Raw genomic sequence first — 16,223 nt, forward strand, 5'->3', positions numbered from 1 at the left:
GCGGGCCGACACCCCCCCGCCCGCGTGGTCCGGGGGAACAGAACCCGGAGTCCAGCCCGGTTCGTCTGCCGACCCGGCCCCGGACCAGCAATATTGCAGGTCAGGGGCCTTTTCTCGTGGAATCGTGGGCGTCGCCGCACCCCGTTCCGTACCGGCTCAAACCGGACCTCGCGGCTACGAAGGTAGCCATGAAGGTAGCCACGCTGGGCGGCTTGGAATGTGGGCTTGGTGCCCGCCTGCCACTCCTCGACGGTGGGGCGAGGCAGGCTGACGATCCACTCGTCAAGGCGCTCGTCGAAGTGCTCGCTTCCGTTACGGACTTCGCGGGCCTTCAGCGGGGACGAGTCCTCCACCTCAAGAATCCTTCGTAGAAACGGACCTCGCTTCGTCCGCCACTCCAGGCCCTCGTCGGTCCCTTTCGGGCTCTTTCCTGTGGCAGGCCACAGAGTCCGGGAGACCTTTCCGAGGAAGGAAAGGAAGTCCTCGAAGCAGACCCAGGCGGCTGGTGGGACCGGAGTGGTCTGCGCATAGCCAATCAGGGCGTTCAGGGCTGCCAGAGCGTAGCGAGTATCGCGGGCCAGCCACGTCAAATACACCCGCTGTGCCCATGGGTCATCGGATATGTCGTTGCTCACGGGCGCCAGTGTGCCGCAGGTGGTCTACCGGCTGGGGGCCGGTTTCAGAGGCATGGCATGGGACGCCAGAGAGTCATGAGGAAGTCGGGGGCTTCCGATGTCTGCCGGTCCCGGGGCCGAGCTTCGGTGTTGCCTCACGGGTGGAGGCAGCCTCGGTGTGGGGAAACAGGATGCGCCGTGCTTCCGCGAGGTTCGCCGCGAAGCCGTGCGGCTCCCAATGATGGCCGTTCCACCGCTGGATCGCACGGGGCGCATCGGGGTTCAGATGCGATGCCCTCGGGCCGTCGCCGGTCACGAGGGGTACGGCGCGGAGCTGCCCGATCCTCGCGTCGCGACGCTCGGCCCACTGGGAGAGCGGTTCGTCGTCCATGGCCGGAGCGTAGTGGGTCAGGTGATCCGGTGCTCCCAGCGCAGGGAGGGCGCCTGGTCAATCCAGTACCGGTGGGACGTGGGCGTCACGTGGAGCCGTACGGAGTCGATCTCCGGCGCCCCGGCGTCCTGCCAGGCGACGAGGGAACGTTCCACGTCATCCCACAGGGCCACCGGACCGCCTTGGCGGACGGTCCAGTTCTCGCCGTCGACGAGGAACTCGGCGAACGACTCCTTCTCCGGATCGAACAGGTACCGCAAGGGCGAGCCGTCACCGCCCGTCGCGCGGACGAACTGAGCGCCGGGCGCCGCCAACTGTGCAAGGAAGGCGGGCATCCACTCCTCCAGGGCAAGAGGAGACACCTGAGTGCGCCGCTCGCTGTCCGCGTACGCGGTCCGGGCGGAGAGAACGCCAGCCACGGGGGCCACGGCCTGGGCCCGCGCCTGCATGAAGGAGGAGCGCCCGACGATCGAGCCCTCTGCGGTGCCGTCATCGCCGACGGCCAGTTTCGCGAGGCCGGTTCCCCACGGCCACGAGCCGACCGTGCCGAGGACTACGCCTCCGGGTCTCGTCTGCCTGATCCACGCGTACGGGATGCGGCGGACCGCGCAGGTGGCGATGACCCGGTCGTACGGTGCTCGGTACGGGTGGCCGAGGAGCCCGTCGCCCGTCGCCGTCCATGTCGAGAAGCCGGCGGCTTCGAGAGCGGCATCGGCGCGTGCGGCCACCTGTGCGTCGACCTCGACCGTGGCGACGTTGTCCTCGCCGAGGTAGTGGCACATCAGGGCTGTGGAGTAGCCGGTGCCTGTGCCGATCTCCAGGACTCGGTGGCCCGTCGCGAGGTCCAGGGTCTCAATCATGCCGACGACGATGGCCGGGTCGGTCGAGGAGGACGTGGGCACGCCCACGACGGGTTCGTCGGCCTGGTCGGCGGTGAGGTGGCCGTCGAGCTGGGTGGTGAGGGTGTCGACGCTGTATGCGATCTTCAGCCACTCGTCCGGATTCGTGTCGGTGGCGGTGACGGGCCGCCAGGTCCGCCCCTCGTCCAGGAAGACTCCCGGGCGGAGGAACCGCTCGCGGGGGACAGACTCCACGGCCGCACGCAGCCAGGGGGATTTCAGGACCCCTTCGTTCACGAGAACGGTCGCCATGCGGCGTCGCTCGGATGTCGGGTCGGTCATCGGCGATCTCCTTGTGCGAGTAGGTCGGCGAAGGCAGCGGACATCGGGAGGCCAGTCTCGGTCTCCAGCCACCCCCACTGTCCGTTGGGATTCAGTTCCAGCCACCAGTAGGCCCCCGCCCGGTCGACCGCGAGGTCGAAGCTTCCCGATACCAGATCCAGTCGGTCCAGGTATGCATGCAGTGCCTGGTCTACCCGGTCGGGTAGGTGCTCCACGGTGTAGGTCAGGGCGCTGTAGTCCTTGCGCCAGTCCAGGAGGTCGGAGTCGATGCGTACGGCGAACGTATGCCGACCTACGAGCAGTACGCGAACGTCGGCGACCTTGTCCACGCGGGCCTGGAACAGGTGGGGCGCGACCCGAACGCCGTCGTCGATCTCCTCGGGGGCGACGGGGGCAGCCCATCCCGTCACCGGCACGCCATCACGCGTGTAGGGGGTCCATCGCAGCGTCTTGAAGATCGCCTGCCTCTGAGCCTGGACGAACTCGCGGGCCTCGTCCGGGTCGTTGGTGACAAGGGTGGGAGGGATGGTGAAGCCGAGTTGCTGGGCGAGAACGAGCTGCGTGGGTTTGTAGTCGGCTGCGGCAACGCGCAGGGGGTGGTTGACCCAGAGCGGGCCGCCCAGGGCGTAGAGGGTGCCACCGAGTCCGTAGCGGACCTGCGCCGCCGCGAACCGGGAGTCATCAGCGGACAGGTGGGGAAACGTGGGCCATTCCGGGCGGCGCCAGTACACCGACCGGACCTGGGTCACATCAGCGGTTCTCGACGGGGTGCGCACCTGCCCGACCACCGGGGCCGGGCAGGTGCCGAACCGAGCCGAGACCGTGAGGTTTTCGCCGATGTCGGCGGGGTTGAACCGGACCACCGGCACATCGCGCCGGTTGAGCTCGGTGATCACCATGTCGGCGGTGATGTCGTCCGCCTCGGTGGCCACCAGAACCGGCCTCTCCTCGGTCATGGTCATCAGTCCTGCGTGCTGTCCTGATCGTGACCCTGGTCGTTCCGGGAGTCCGAGTTCGTCGTCGTGGAGGTCTCGGTGCCGGAGCTGGTGCCGTGCTTGCCCATCTCGACCACCTGCCCGACGCGGTCGCGGAACACCCCGAGCTGCGTCGTGGGGTCGATGGCGACCGTGGCGTGGGGTCGGCGGATGACCGTCGGGTAGGGCGCAAGTCGGCCCGCACCCCACGGCCGCGTGGGGGAGGGGAGTGCGACAGAGGTGGTCATGAGACTCCTTGGGTTGAAGGGTGTGGTGCGGGAATCCGTCTGCGTCAGGGGGCGCGGACGGCGATCTGCGGGCCGCGGCTCAGGGGCGAGCGGCCTGGATGTTGTCGGCCGCGGTCGTCCACTCGACTCCGGACGCGGGCCGGATGTGCGCGATGCGGACCGTGCCGTGGCTGTGGAGCTCGTGTGTGACGGCGACGAGCACACCCTCCCCACGCGAGGCGATGTCACGGACAAGCGTGTCCAGGAGCGGGTGATGCTCGTAGCCGTCGGAACCGACCGGGTTCACTCCTCCGGCTCCTGCCGGGCCTCGACGCGGCGCATGAACCTCTCCCAACCGCCGGCCGCCCGTACCCGCAGAGCCCGGCTCGGCGCACCCGGCCGGGGCTCCGGCGGCGTGTACGTACGGCCACTGGCGCCAGGGTTCCTGCGGGGCAGTCCGGAGGTTGTCACGAGGCCGCTCCTCTCCCTGGGGAGCCGCCCGGAGGGTCCTTCGACCTCCGAGCGGCGTGTGACCAGTGAACGACGATCCGTTACCTTCTCCCAGAGCGAACCTCGCGCAATACCCGGGCGTTTTCCAGGCGTTGGCGCGTGGCGGGTATGAGTGCGTGAAAGGGTTCTCGTGAGGGGAGACCTATGACGTCGAGGCGTAAGCACCTTGCGGAACGGCGCGCGGCCCGGGGTTACTCTCAGGAGGAATTCGCAGAAGCGCTCTCGGTGGCCGCGTCCACCGTGGTCCGTTGGGAAAGTGGTCGTGCCACCCCGCGTCCCCACCAACGGCCGAAGATCGCAGGGCTGTTGGGAGTGACCCTCCCCGAGCTGGAAGCCCTTCTCTCCGACGAACAGCCGGCCGAGACAGCCGGGCTCTCCGCTGCTCCACCCCTCCTCCATGGTGATGATGACGACATGAAGCGCCGCGAAGTCCTGGGTCTGCTCGCCGTTACGGGTGCGCTGGTCGCTCTTCCCGATTCCGGTGATGCCGCCCGAGGGCGCGCAGCATCGACGCTCTTGGAGACGGGGGACGCCCTACATCGCAGCCTCTGGCAGGTCTACGCGCTATCGGACGCCAAGCAGGTCGTCTTCCCTGCGGTGCGCGCACAGCTCGATGTGATGGCGAAGGGACTGACCGAGACCCGTACTGCTGTGGATCGGTCCCGATTGTGTCGGATGACGGCCGACCTCTACCAGCTCGTCGGCGAGCTGTTCTTCGACGCCAATCGGTACACCGACGCCGCGCAGTGCTACACACTGGCCGCCAACGCGGCCTACGCCGGTGGCGACCACGACCTGTGGGCCTGTGCCATGACCCGCCACGCGTACGTCGAGCTGTACGCGCGCCGCGCGCACGCTGCCCAACCCCTGCTCGCGGCAGCTTTCCGCATCGCCCGAAGGGGCGACGGCACTCTCTCCACCCGTCACTGGGTCGCGGCCGTCCAGGCGCAGGCGTACGCGGCCGTGGGCGATCTCGACGCGTGCAACCGGGCTCTGGACGAAGCCGAGAAAGTGCACGCCCTCGACGGCGCTCATTCCCACAACGGCGGCTGGCTCCGCTTCGACGGCTCCCGCCTGGCGGAGGAGAGAGGGGCCTGCTACCTCCAACTGGGCCGCCCTGATCTCGCCGAGGAAGCGCTCACCACAGCCCTTGCCCAGCCTCTGTCCCTGCGTCGCCGCGCTGCTGTTCTGAGCGACCTCGCCGTGCTCGGAGCGCACAGGCGGGACATCGACCAGGTCGTGCACTACGCGGAGCAAGCACTCGGACTGGCCGACCGGTCGAATTCGGGATTCATCGGCAAGAAGCTGGACGGGCTTCGGGGGCGTCTTGCCCCGCTCGTGTCCGATGACCGAGTCTCGACTCTTGATCACCGAATCGCGGCGCTTCCGCGCACCGCATGATGAGAGGGACACGCGCATGAATGACGGCCGGATCTTCCGCGAGGCGTGGATCGACGGTGTGAACAAGCACTATCCCGGCGAGCCCAAGCCTGGCTACGTCACGCCGTGGGACGAGACGCCCGCGTGGGAGCGCGAAGCCGCCACCGCCGTGTACGGGCAGGTGCGCGACTTCATCGAGGTCAGCGGCGGGCATACGGCCCGGCTCACCCGCGAGCAGAAGGGCCGATTCGTCGCGATCTGCTGGACCGCCCAGATGTTCAGGCACTTCGAAGACCCGAAGCCCGGATATGTTGCCGACTGGTCCGACCTGCCGGTCTGGCAGCGGGAGACGGACGCGGACATTTTCGAACGCATCGAGGGGACCGTCTGATCTCAGGAGCGACGACGTCCCCGTCCGGGCCGATCCGGGCGGGGACGTCTTGTTGCGTAGCCATCAAAGTAGCCACGGAAGCACCATCCCTGCACGTTTGTTCAGGTCATAGCGTTGCGCCGACAGTACCCGGCGTACAGCCCGGCTCGTCTGCCGCCGACTTCGAGGAGCCCCCGGGGGGGGGGGGGGGGGGGGCCCGGCCGCGCGGGGGGGGGCGGGGGGGGCGCCCCCCCCCCCCCCCCCCCCCCCCCCCCCCCCCCCCCCCCCCGGCTCCCCCCCGGCCGGGCGGCGCCCGACGCGGCCCCCCCCGGGGGGGGGGCCCCCCCCCCCCGGGGGCCTCTTCCGTTTCCGGGCGCCACGCCCGCCCGGAGCCCTCACTCCGGCAGCGACCGCTCCGCGACCCGCCGGACGTGGCCCGCGAAGACCTCGGCCGCGTCCGGGGTCAGCGTGCGCAGTGCCACCATTGCCGTGATGATCACGTCGCACAGCTCGGACTCGACGTCCTGCCAGGTGTGCGAGGTGCCCTTGCGCGGGTTCTGGCCGGTCGCGCCGATGACGGCCTGTGCCACCTCGCCGACTTCCTCCGAGAGCTTCAGGATGCGCAGCAGGACGTCCTGTTCGGGCGGGAGGGTGTGGTGCGCGGAGATCCAGGCCGTCAGGCGGTCGATGGTGTTCCACGGGTCGGTCATGGGACAGAAGACTGCCAGCTCGGCGTCGCCGGTAGGTGCGCGAGTGATATTCCGGCGTACGAGCGGAGCCGGTCGGCCGGACGGTTCTTCCCCGGGATGACCGGCGAGCTCGTCCTCGAACGCGTCCTGCCCGGGAGCGAGGCCGCGGACCTGCTCGTCCAGGTGGCCGAGTCCGTGCGCTGAGGTGCGCCACATGTGCGGCCCGGGTCCGCCGGGAACCGCCCGGTCCGGTGTACCCGTAGGCCCATGACCATCCCCGTGGACAAGATCGGCGACCCCGCCGTACGCGCCTTCGTCAGTGCGCTCAACGCCAATGACCCCGAAGCCTTCCAGGCCGCCCTCACCCCCGGCGCCACCATGTCGGACGACGGGTCCGACCGCGATCTCCAGGAGTGGACCGAGAAGGAGATCTTCTCCTCGCGCGGCCATATGGAGATCGAGTCCGCCAAGGACGACGGGCGGTCCCTCGTCGCCCGCTACCGCAACGACACCTGGGGCGAGATGCGGACCGCCTGGCGGTTCGTCGTCAAGGACGGGAAGGTCGCCCGCTTCGAGACCGGCCAGGCGTAGCCCTCGGGCGGGCGGCGGCCCGGCTCTTCGGTGGCGGGGGACGTACGCCTCGGCGGGGCGCGGCGGCCCGGGTTTCCGGGGGCAGCGGCGCTCGGTCGGGGCGGCCCCCGCCGCCCCGACCCCTACCCCCGGCCGATGTACGGCATCGCCGTCGCCATCACCGTCGCGAACTGCACGTTCGCCTCCAGTGGCAGCCCCGCCATGTGCACCACCGTCGCCGCCACGTCCGCCGCGTCCATCACCGGCTCCACCGCCAGCTCCCCGTTGGCCTGCAGGATCCCCGTCTGCATCCGCGCCGTCATCTCCGTCGCCGCGTTCCCGATGTCGATCTGACCGCAGGCGATCCGGTACGGGCGCCCGTCCAGCGACAGCGACTTCGTCAGGCCCGTCATCGCGTGCTTCGTCGCCGTGTACGCGATCGAGTTCGGGCGCGGCACATGCGCCGAGATCGAGCCGTTGTTGATGATCCGGCCGCCCTGCGGGGACTGCTCCTTCATCGCCCGGTAGGCCGCCTGGGCGCACAGGAAGGCCCCCGTCAGGTTCACGTCGACGACCGAGCGCCAGGTCTCGTGGTCCAGGTCCTCCACCGGGACACCGCCGCCCGCGAACGTACCCGCGTTGTTGAAGAGCAGGTCGACCCGGCCGAACCGGTCCCGTACCGCGTCGAACAGGCCCGTCACCGCCTCCGGCGAGGTCACGTCCGTCGGTACGCACAGGACATCGGCCGACGGAACGGACGCGGCCGTCTCCTCCAGGGGCTCCCGCCGGCGGCCCGCCAGCGCCACCGACCAGCCCGCCTCGGCCAGGGCCCGTGCCACGCCGCGGCCGATGCCCGAACCCGCTCCCGTCACCACTGCGATGCGCGACTCAGTACTCATGGCCGCGCAGCGTACGGCAGACGCGTGCCCCATGAACTCATCCGTCCGACACGTGGATGTTCTGTACCCGACAACGTGACGTCGCCCCGCCCCACTCGAATACCGGACGGACAACATCCGCCTGGGGAGGGGTACATGACACACACTCAGCAGCACGACGGCGAACTGCGGGCCGCCGCCCGCCACTTCGGCCGCCGTCGCTTCCTCACCGTCACCGGGGCCGCCGCAGCGCTCGCCTTCGCGGTCAACCTGCCGGCCGCCGGAGCGGCGAGCGCCGCCGAGCTGAACCCCGCGCGAATCGCCGAGAACCCTTTCACCCTGGGGGTGGCTTCCGGCGACCCGCTGCCCGGCTCCGTCCTCCTGTGGACCCGGCTCGCACCCCGCCCCTTCGAGACCGGCGGCGGACTGCCCCGCTCCCGCGTCGCCGTCCACTGGGAGCTCGCCCACGACGAGCGCTTCACCCGGACCGTCCGCCGCGGCAAGGTCACCGCGCACCCCGAGTTCCAGCACAGCGTCCATGTCGAGATCGACCACCTCGACCAGGATCGTGTGTACTTCTACCGGTTCCGCGTCGGCGACTGGATCAGCCCCGTCGGCCGCACCCGCACCGCACCCTCCGCCGGCGCCCGGATATCCGAGCTCACCCTCGCCGCCGTCTCCTGCCAGGCGTACCACGACGGCTACTTCACCGCGTACGGACATCTCGCCCAGGAGGACGTCGACGTCGTCTTCCACCTCGGCGACTACCTCTACGAGTACGCCGTCAACGCCACCGGCGGCGCCCGCGCCTACACCGACCGACGCCTGCCCGCCGTCTTCAACCGGGAGACGATCACCCTGGAGGACTACCGGCTGCGGTACGCCCTCTACAAGTCCGACCCCGACCTGCAGGCCGCGCATGCCGCGCACCCCTTCGTCGTCACCTGGGACGACCACGAGACCGAGAACAACTACGCGGGCGAGATCCCCGAGAACGACGTGCCGCCGGAGGAGTTCCTGCTCCGCCGCGCCGCCGCCTACCGCGCCTACTGGGAGAACCAGCCGCTCCGCAGGCCCCAGCAGCCGGAAGGGGCCGACATGCGGCTCTACCGCCGCCTCCGCTTCGGCCGGCTCGCGCAGTTCGACATCCTCGACACCCGCCAGTACCGCTCCAACCAGGCGTACGGCGACGGCTGGCAGGTCCCCGGGCCCGAGTCCGAGGACCCGAGCCGCACCATGACCGGCGCCACGCAGGAGCGCTGGCTGCTCGACGGCTGGCGCGACTCGCGCGCCCTGTGGAACGTCCTCCCGCAGCAGGTCGTCTTCGCCGAGCGGCGCAACGTGCCCACGGCCGGCTTCAAGCTGTCCATGGACTCCTGGGACGGCTATCCGGCCTCCCGGCAGCGCCTCCTGGACGGCGCGGCGGCGGCCGGCGTGGAGAACCTGATGGTGCTCACCGGCGACGTCCACGTCGGCTACGGCCTCGACATCAAGGCCGACCACCGCGACCCCGCGTCCCGGACCCTCGGCACCGAGATCGTCGCCACCTCCATCGCCAGCGGCAAGGACGGCGCCGACCGGCCCGCCAACTACGACGCCCTCACCCAGGCCAACCCCCACATGAAGTTCTACAACGGGCGGCGCGGCTATGTGACGGTCGCGCTCGGCCGGGACAGCGCCCGCGCCGACTTCCGTACGGTCTCGGCCGTGACGACCCCGGGCGCCCCGGTCGCCACGGCCGGCTCCTACGTCACGGAGGCGGGCAACCCGGGTCTCACGCCCGCGTGACCGACAGTTCGGACGGATAGCGGACGCCGACGCGGTCCCGTACCGCGTCGAGCGTCCGCATCACCGCGAGCGAACCCTCCAGCGGCACGAGCGGGGACTCGGTCTCGCCCGCGCGCAGGCAGCGCATGACCTCCGCCGCCTCGTGGCGCAGGGAGTGCGGATCGTCCTCGTTCACGAACTCCTCCGGCTCCCGGCCGGCCCGGTGCAGGGTGAACCGGTCCAGGAAGAAGAAGCCCCGCGGAATGTCGATCCGGCCCAGCGACCCCGTCACCGACGCGGTCAGCGGGGTGTCCGCCACGAGCGAGCACGACAGCAGGGCCGAGGCGCCGGAGTCCCAGCCCAGCAGCATCCCCGTGTTCAGGTCGACGCCCTCGGGCGAGAGGAGCGCATGCGCCTGCACCGAGTCGGGCTCGCCGAGCAGCAGCTGCGCGAACGAGACGGGGTACACCCCGAGGTCCAGGAGCGCCCCGCCGCCCACCGCAGGGTCCCGCAGCCGGTGGTCCGCGGCGAACGGGCCCGCGAGCCCGAAGTCCGCCTGTACGGTCCTGACCTCACCGATCGCCCCGTCCGCGATCAGCTCGCGGATGCGCCGGATCAGCGGGTTGCAGTACATCCACATGGCCTCCATCAGGAAGAGGCCACGGTCCCGGGCGAGGGCGACCAACTCCTCCGCCTCGCCCGCGTTGAGCGTGAAGGCCTTCTCGCAGAGGACCGCCTTGCCCGCCTCCAGGGCGAGCCCGGCGGCCGCGCGGTGCGCGTGGTGCGGAGTCGCCACGTACACCACGTCGACGTCGGGGTCGGCGGTGAGCGCGGCCCACTCCCCGTACGCCCGCGGTATCCCGAACCGGTCGGCGAAGGCCTTCGCCGACGCCTCCGTACGGGAGGCGACGGCCACGACCTCCGCGCCCTCCATCGTCAGCAGATCGGTGGTGAACCGGGCGGCGATCCCGCCGGTCGCCAGCACACCCCACCGCACGGTCTTCCCGGACGTTCCCATGCCCCACCCCAAAAGGTCTCGACCATCCCGGACGAGCTGAGAGCATAGGGAAAGTTTCAACGAAATGGAGCAGTCGATGCCGGAGAGCGGCCGGACCAGCACGAAAGATCACATAGTCGAAGGGCCGGTCGTCGCGGCCCGGCGCGCGGGGCTGCTCGTCACGCTGGTCCTCGGTGGACTCACGGCCCTGCCCCCGCTCTCCATGGACATGTACCTGCCGGCCCTGCCGGAGGTCACGGAGTCGCTGCGCTCGCCCGCCGCGACCGTCCAGCTGACCCTGACCGCCTGCCTCGCCGGCATGGCGCTCGGCCAGCTCGTCGTCGGCCCCATGAGCGACAAGTGGGGACGCCGCCGGCCGCTGCTCATCGGCATGATCGTGTACGTCGCAGCCACCGCGGTCTGCGCGCTCGCGCCCTCCGCGGAACTCCTCATCGCCTTCCGGCTGCTCCAGGGCCTGGCGGGCGCGGCCGGCATCGTGATCGCCCGTGCCGTCGTCCGTGATCTGTACGACGGCGTCGACATGGCGCGGTTCTTCTCCACCCTGATGCTGATCTCCGGCGTCGCCCCGATCATCGCCCCGCTCATCGGCGGCCAGATCCTGCGGATCACCGACTGGCGCGGGGTCTTCTACGTCCTCACCGTCATCGGGGTCCTGCTCACCGTGGTGGTGTGGAAGTTCCTCGCCGAGACCCTGCCGCCCGAGCGGCGGCACGCGGGCGGGGTCGGCGAGGCCCTGCGCACCATGCGCGGGCTGCTCGCGGACCGGGTCTTCACCGGCTACATGCTGGCCGGCGGGCTCGCGTTCGCCGCGCTCTTCGCGTACATCTCGGCGTCCCCGTTCGTCGTCCAGGAGATCTACGGTGCCTCGCCGCAGACCTTCAGCCTCCTCTTCGGCCTCAACTCCATCGGGCTCGTCGCCGTCGGCCAGATCAACGGCAAGCTGCTGGTCGGACGCGTCAGCCTGGACAAGGCGCTGGGCTGGGGGCTGAGTGTGATCCTGCTCGCCTCGGTGGCGCTGGTGCTGATGACGAGCGGCCTGTTCGGGAAGGTGGGTCTCGTCCCGATCGCCGCCGGTCTCTTCGTCCTGATGTCGGCGATGGGTCTGGCGATGCCGAACACCAACGCGCAGGCCCTGATGCGAACCCCGCACGCGGCGGGCTCCGCGTCCGCGCTGCTCGGCACCTCGTCCTTCCTGATCGGCGCGATCGCGTCGCCGCTGGTGGGCATCGCGGGGGAGACGACGGCCGTCCCGATGGCGGTGGTGCAACTGGTCTGCGCGATCGCGTCGCTCGGCTGCTTCCTGACGCTGTGCCGACCGTGGCGGAAGGCGCAGCCGCAGGAGGACTGAGGCGGTCGGCCCGCGGGGCGACCCGGCCCGCGGGGGCTGAGGCGGCGCCCGCGGGGGCGGCGGCGGGCCCGGGTCCGCGCACGGGCGAGTCCCGGCTCCCGCCCAAGGCCTCGCCCAGGGCCGCCCGGGCTCACGCGGTCGCGGCCCGGGCCGGCCGGGCGGGGGTCGGGCGTCCCGGCCCCCCTGCTCACCGCGGTCGTGTCCTGGTCCGTCGCGGTCGGCTCTAGGGCCATGCATGGCCTGGCTCCGGCCCGCCGCGTTCGGTCCCGGGCCCTCCCCCGGTCGCGGCCCGGGCTGTCCGGGCGGGGGTCGGGCGGGGTTCTTCGCCGCCTAAAATGTGGAGGTGAACGCCTCCCCCTCCCTCGCCTCCGGTAACACGTTGCGCGTCGCCCTCGCCGGGCTTCTCGACGGGCTGCCGCCGCGTCAGGCGGCCCAGGCCGTCGACCGGCTGATCGCCAACTACCGGGGGACCACCCCGACCGACGCCCCCGTGCTCCGCGACCGCTCCGACGTCGCCGCGTACGCCGCGTACCGGATGCCGGCGACCTTCGAGGCGGTACGGGCGGCGCTCGACGCGCTGCGGGACGCGGCGCCCGCGTGGGAGCCGGCGACGCACACCGACGTCGGCGGCGGCACGGGCGCGGCGAGCTGGGCCGCCGCCGAGGCGTGGGACAACCCCCCGCGCACGACGGTCCTGGACTGGGCGGAGCCGGCGCTCGCGCTCGGCCGGGAGCTGGCCGCCGGCGTGTTCGAGGCGGAGTGGCGGCGGGCCCGCATCAGCGGGGCGCTGAAGCTCGACGAGACGGACCTCGTGACGGTCTCGTACGTCCTGAAGGAGCTCACCGAGGCCGACCGCCGGGCCGTCGTGACCGAGGCCGCCCGCGTGGCGCAGGCCGTCGTGATCGTCGAGCCCGGCACCCCCGACGGCTACGAGCGGATCATCGCGGCCCGCACGCTCCTCGTCGAGGCAGGCCTCACCGTGGCCGCGCCGTGCCCGCACAGCGGCGCGTGCCCGATCGAGCCGGGCGCGGACTGGTGCCACTTCGCGGCGCGGGTGAGCAGGTCGTCGCTGCACCGGCAGGTGAAGGGCGGCTCGCTGCCGTACGAGGACGAGAAGTTCAGCTACGTCGCGGCGACCAGGTTCCCCGTGACGCCGGCGGTGTCCCGGGTGACCCGGAAGCCCCAGATCCGCAAGGGCCAGGTCCTGCTGGAGCTCTGCGGCGCGGAGGAGACGGGCCTCACCCGCGAGACGGTCACCAAGCGCCACGGGACGCTCTACAAGGCCGCGCGGGACACGGAATGGGGCGACGCCTGGCCCCCGGAGTAACGGAGCCGGGGCCGCTGGGCGGGCCCGCGATGCCCGACGGCCGGAGCCGAGTGGGCGACCTGGCCCCCGGAGTAACGGAGCCGGGGCCGACGAGGAGGGCCCCTGTGACGCCCCCGATGGTCGGAGCGCCGAGCGACGTGGGTAGCGGAGCCAGGGCCGACAAGGCGGGGCCCCGGCGCCCGGTCGTCGGAGCCGCCGCGTGGGGCGACGCCTGGGCAGGAGGAGCGGAGCCGGGCCCGATGGTGGGAGCCGCCGAGTGGGCGATCTGGCTCCCGGAGTAGCGGAGCCGGGGCCGACGGGGCGTGCCCCGCGAGGCCCGACGGTGGCAGTCGTCGAGTGGCGCGACGCGGGTATCGGAGCCGGGCCCGACGGGCGGAGCCGCCGAGTGGGGCGACGCCCCGCCCCCGGGTAGGGGCCGGGCATCGCCCCGTCGTGTCAGGAGCGCAGCTCCTGCGTGCAGCACTTCACGCTGCCCCCGCCCTTGAGGAGTTCCGACAGGTCCATCCCCAGCGGCTCGAAGCCCCGCTCACGGAGCGGGGCGAAGAGCCCCACCGCCGCCTGCGGCAGCAGCACATGGCGGCCGTCGCTCACCGCGTTCAGGCCCAGCGCCGCCGCATCGCCCTCCGTCGCCAGCAGGGCGTCGGGGAAGAGGCGGGCGAGCACCGCCCGGCTGCCGGCCGAGAAGGCGTCGGGGTAGTACATGACCTCGTCCCCCTCCGCGTCCAGGACGCTCAGCGCCGTATCCAGGTGGTAGTAGCGCGGGTCCACCAGCTCCAGGCCGATGACGGGGCGCCCGAAGAACTCCTGTGCCTCGTGGTGCGCGAGCGGACTGGAGCGGAAGCCGCGGCCGGCCAGGATCCACGACGCGGTCACCGCGAAGTCGCCTTCGCCCTCGTTCACGTGCTCCGGCACCCATACCTCCGGGTAACCGTTCCTGCTGAACCAGTCCCGATGCGCCGCCGCCTCGTCCGTACGTTCCGGATAGGCGAACTTCGCGCCCAGCACCCGCCCGTCCACCACGGTCGCGCCGTTCGCGGCGAAGACCATGTCCGGCAAGGCGGGGTCCGGGTCGAGGAGCTCGACGGTGTGGCCGAGCGAGACGTAGCGGGCCTGCAGGTCCTCCCACTGTGCGAGGGCGAGCGGCAGGTCGACCGGTTTCGTGGGGTCCATCCAGGGGTTGATGGAGTACGTCACCTTGAAGTGCGTGGGTGGGCACATCAGATAACGGCGGGGCGAGGCCTCGCGCGGAGTCAGGCGCAATGAGGGCTCCTCACGGACGAAGTGAGATGGTCGGACGGAGCCCATGGTCCGCCTTCCACCGCCTCCGCGCAGTGGACCGTTCGGGTGGTTCGGCTGAACATCCTGCAGCGAGACGCATCGTCTCGTCCGCTGCTAGATTGGACGCATGTCCGACACCAAGGCCCCCGACGCCTCCCGCCGCAGCGAACGCTCCCGCCGCGCCATCTTCGACGCCGCCCTCGCCCTCGTTTCCGAGGCCGGCTACACCAAGACCACCATCGAGGGCATCGCCGCCCGCGCCGGCGTCGGCAAGCAGACCATCTACCGCTGGTGGCCCTCCAAGGCCGCCGTCCTGCTCGACGCCTTCCTCGACCTCGCCGCGCAGGCCAACGAGGCCCTCGGCGGCGACGCGGAGAGTGAGATCCCCGACACCGGCGACCTCGCCGACGACCTGAAATACGTGCTGCGCGCCACGGTCGACGAGCTGAACAACCCGACGTACGACGCCCCCTCCCGCGCCCTCGCCGCCGAGGGCATCGTCAACGCCGAACTCGGCGCCCAGTTCGTGGAGCGGCTCCTTGAACCGCAGCTCCAGCACTACGTACGCCGCATCCAGGCCGCCCAGGCCGCCGGGGACATCGACCCCGCCGTCGACCCCCGCATCGCCCTCGAACTCCTCGTCGGCCCCCTGAACCACCGCTGGCTGCACCGCACGCTGCCGCTCACCCACGCCTACGCCGACACCCTCGTCGACTACGCGCTGCGCGGGCTCGCGCCCAGGGCGTAACCCCGTTACGTACCCCGGTTGGGGACTCCGGTCACCTGAAGCAGCGGAAGATGCGACGATGGGCAGAGCCGAACGGGCGAGCACAACGGGCTAGCGCAGGTGTGAGGGGATAGATGGGCGACGGTATCGGCCGCTACCGCGGCACGGAGAGCAAACTCGCGCAGTGGCTGCGCAGGCGTCCGAAGCGCACAGCGGCGGACGACGAGAACCACCGTGTGAAGCTGCTCCTGGACGCCGCTGCCGCAGGCCTGCCCCTCGCCCCCGCCGCGTACCCCGTCGGATACCGCTGTTCCTGTGAGCGCATCGGCTGTCCGACCCCCGCCCGGCACCCCGTCTCGTTCGCCTGGCAGACCCAGTCGACCACCGACCGCGCCCAGATCGAGCGCTGGGCACTGGGCGAGCCCGAGGCCAACTTCATCACCGCCACCGGCATGGTCCACGACGTCCTCGACGTCCCCCTCCAGGCCGGCCGCGCCGCCCTGGAGCGGCTGCTCGCCCAGGGCATCGACGTCGGCCCCGTCGCCGAATCCGCCGAGAGCGCGGGCGACGGCGGCCGGATGCTCTTCTTCACCGCCACCCGCGGCACCCCCGAGGACGAGGACGAGTGGTGGCCGTGCGAGCTGGACTGCCATCCGGAGACCATGGCCGAGCACCCGGGGCTGCGCTGGCACTGTCGCGGCAGCTACGTCCTCGTACCGCCGGCCCGGCTCATCGGTGACGAGGACGAGCAGCCGGCTCTCGCCTGGGTCCGCGGCCCCGAGCACGCCCTGCCCGACCCGCTGAACCTTCTGGAGACCCTCACCGACGCCTGCGCCCGGCATGCCGCCGAGCAGGGTGAGCAGCACACCGGGCACGAGGTGGCCTGGCCGCTCGGCCGCCGCTGAGGGACGACGGCCCGCGGGGGAGTACGAGGGCGAGGGCGACGAGGCGAGAGCCTCAGCAGCCGCCGTCAC

General features: G+C 71.5%; 20 protein-coding genes. 9 read left to right on the forward strand and 11 right to left on the reverse strand.

Annotated elements, in window-relative coordinates:
- From ACFVZW_RS05155 to ACFVZW_RS05185, 7 genes are all read right to left on the reverse strand, one after another.
- The coding region (locus tag ACFVZW_RS05155) for a hypothetical protein (RefSeq protein WP_384516911.1) at window positions 1-635 on the reverse strand (635 nt) is incomplete at its 3' end.
- Between the two features lie 73 nt (window positions 636-708).
- Window positions 709-1,005, reverse strand: coding sequence for a DUF6087 family protein (locus ACFVZW_RS05160; protein WP_384516913.1), 297 nt, complete (start codon window positions 1,003-1,005; stop codon window positions 709-711).
- A 17-nt stretch (window positions 1,006-1,022) separates the two neighbouring features.
- Window positions 1,023-2,186, reverse strand: coding sequence for an ATP-grasp peptide maturase system methyltransferase (gene tgmC / locus ACFVZW_RS05165; RefSeq protein WP_384516916.1), 1,164 nt, complete (start codon window positions 2,184-2,186; stop codon window positions 1,023-1,025).
- Window positions 2,183-3,142, reverse strand: coding sequence for an ATP-grasp ribosomal peptide maturase (gene tgmB / locus ACFVZW_RS05170; protein ID WP_384516918.1), 960 nt, complete (start codon window positions 3,140-3,142; stop codon window positions 2,183-2,185). The genes tgmC and tgmB overlap by 4 nt, the downstream gene beginning before the upstream one ends.
- 5 nt (window positions 3,143-3,147) lie before the next feature.
- Entirely contained in the window at window positions 3,148-3,408 is a 261-nt protein-coding gene (gene tgmA / locus ACFVZW_RS05175) for a putative ATP-grasp-modified RiPP (protein ID WP_351101981.1), read from the reverse strand.
- 79 nt (window positions 3,409-3,487) lie between these two features.
- Complete coding sequence (locus ACFVZW_RS05180; protein WP_128983417.1) at window positions 3,488-3,694, reverse strand: hypothetical protein; 207 nt, start codon at window positions 3,692-3,694, stop codon at window positions 3,488-3,490.
- Complete coding sequence (locus ACFVZW_RS05185) at window positions 3,691-3,858, reverse strand: hypothetical protein (protein WP_175439062.1); 168 nt, start codon at window positions 3,856-3,858, stop codon at window positions 3,691-3,693. Before ACFVZW_RS05185 ends, ACFVZW_RS05180 begins: the two co-directional genes overlap by 4 nt.
- 183 nt (window positions 3,859-4,041) lie before the next feature.
- On the opposite strand from ACFVZW_RS05185, the gene ACFVZW_RS05190 reads away from it, so the two are divergent.
- Both ACFVZW_RS05190 and ACFVZW_RS05195 read left to right on the forward strand, forming a co-directional pair.
- The gene (locus ACFVZW_RS05190) at window positions 4,042-5,298 is read left to right on the forward strand and encodes a multiprotein-bridging factor 1 family protein (protein WP_384516924.1); all 1,257 of its coding nucleotides are present in this window, start codon (window positions 4,042-4,044) and stop codon (window positions 5,296-5,298) included.
- 16 nt (window positions 5,299-5,314) lie between these two features.
- Complete coding sequence (locus ACFVZW_RS05195) at window positions 5,315-5,668, forward strand: hypothetical protein (RefSeq protein WP_384516927.1); 354 nt, start codon at window positions 5,315-5,317, stop codon at window positions 5,666-5,668.
- Between the two features lie 374 nt (window positions 5,669-6,042).
- On the opposite strand, the gene ACFVZW_RS05200 is transcribed toward ACFVZW_RS05195, so the two are convergent.
- Complete coding sequence (locus tag ACFVZW_RS05200; RefSeq protein ID WP_384516929.1) at window positions 6,043-6,552, reverse strand: MazG-like family protein; 510 nt, start codon at window positions 6,550-6,552, stop codon at window positions 6,043-6,045.
- Between the two features lie 51 nt (window positions 6,553-6,603).
- Here ACFVZW_RS05200 and ACFVZW_RS05205 point away from each other — a divergent pair, with 51 nt between their 5' ends.
- A complete protein-coding gene (locus ACFVZW_RS05205) occupies window positions 6,604-6,927 on the forward strand; it encodes a nuclear transport factor 2 family protein (RefSeq protein ID WP_384516932.1) in 324 nt (107 codons plus the stop codon).
- A gap of 122 nt (window positions 6,928-7,049) precedes the next feature.
- Here ACFVZW_RS05205 and ACFVZW_RS05210 read toward each other — a convergent pair whose 3' ends face one another.
- On the reverse strand, window positions 7,050-7,805 hold the full coding sequence (locus tag ACFVZW_RS05210) for an SDR family oxidoreductase (protein WP_384516935.1): 756 nt from the start codon (window positions 7,803-7,805) through the stop codon (window positions 7,050-7,052).
- A gap of 135 nt (window positions 7,806-7,940) precedes the next feature.
- Here ACFVZW_RS05210 and ACFVZW_RS05215 point away from each other — a divergent pair, with 135 nt between their 5' ends.
- On the forward strand, window positions 7,941-9,572 hold the full coding sequence (locus ACFVZW_RS05215; protein ID WP_384516938.1) for an alkaline phosphatase D family protein: 1,632 nt from the start codon (window positions 7,941-7,943) through the stop codon (window positions 9,570-9,572).
- Here ACFVZW_RS05215 and ACFVZW_RS05220 read toward each other — a convergent pair.
- A complete protein-coding gene (locus ACFVZW_RS05220) occupies window positions 9,559-10,569 on the reverse strand; it encodes a Gfo/Idh/MocA family protein (protein WP_384516941.1) in 1,011 nt (336 codons plus the stop codon). The genes ACFVZW_RS05215 and ACFVZW_RS05220 overlap by 14 nt on opposite strands.
- A gap of 76 nt (window positions 10,570-10,645) precedes the next feature.
- Between ACFVZW_RS05220 and ACFVZW_RS05225 the strand changes: the two genes are divergently transcribed.
- From ACFVZW_RS05225 to ACFVZW_RS05235, 3 genes are all read left to right on the forward strand, one after another.
- Window positions 10,646-11,917 (forward strand): Bcr/CflA family multidrug efflux MFS transporter, encoded by a 1,272-nt coding sequence (locus ACFVZW_RS05225; protein WP_384516944.1) that lies wholly within the window; start codon window positions 10,646-10,648, stop codon window positions 11,915-11,917.
- A gap of 343 nt (window positions 11,918-12,260) precedes the next feature.
- Entirely contained in the window at window positions 12,261-13,244 is a 984-nt protein-coding gene (locus ACFVZW_RS05230) for a small ribosomal subunit Rsm22 family protein (RefSeq protein WP_384516947.1), read from the forward strand.
- 104 nt (window positions 13,245-13,348) lie between these two features.
- On the forward strand, window positions 13,349-13,525 hold the full coding sequence (locus ACFVZW_RS05235) for a hypothetical protein (protein ID WP_384516950.1): 177 nt from the start codon (window positions 13,349-13,351) through the stop codon (window positions 13,523-13,525).
- 154 nt (window positions 13,526-13,679) lie between these two features.
- Here ACFVZW_RS05235 and ddaH read toward each other — a convergent pair whose 3' ends face one another.
- A complete protein-coding gene (gene ddaH / locus ACFVZW_RS05240; RefSeq protein WP_384516953.1) occupies window positions 13,680-14,504 on the reverse strand; it encodes a dimethylargininase in 825 nt (274 codons plus the stop codon).
- A gap of 145 nt (window positions 14,505-14,649) precedes the next feature.
- Here ddaH and ACFVZW_RS05245 point away from each other — a divergent pair, with 145 nt between their 5' ends.
- Window positions 14,650-15,270 carry a TetR/AcrR family transcriptional regulator gene (locus ACFVZW_RS05245; RefSeq protein WP_384516956.1) on the forward strand — a complete coding sequence of 207 codons (621 nt, stop codon included), beginning with the start codon at window positions 14,650-14,652 and terminating at the stop codon, window positions 15,268-15,270.
- Between the two features lie 113 nt (window positions 15,271-15,383).
- Window positions 15,384-16,154 carry a bifunctional DNA primase/polymerase gene (locus ACFVZW_RS05250; protein WP_384516959.1) on the forward strand — a complete coding sequence of 257 codons (771 nt, stop codon included), beginning with the start codon at window positions 15,384-15,386 and terminating at the stop codon, window positions 16,152-16,154.
- The last annotated feature ends 69 nt before the right edge of the window (window positions 16,155-16,223 follow it).

It is taken from the genome of Streptomyces sp. NPDC059567 (assembly GCF_042735655.1).
In the GTDB taxonomy this organism is placed as follows: Bacteria; Actinomycetota; Actinomycetes; order Streptomycetales; family Streptomycetaceae; genus Streptomyces.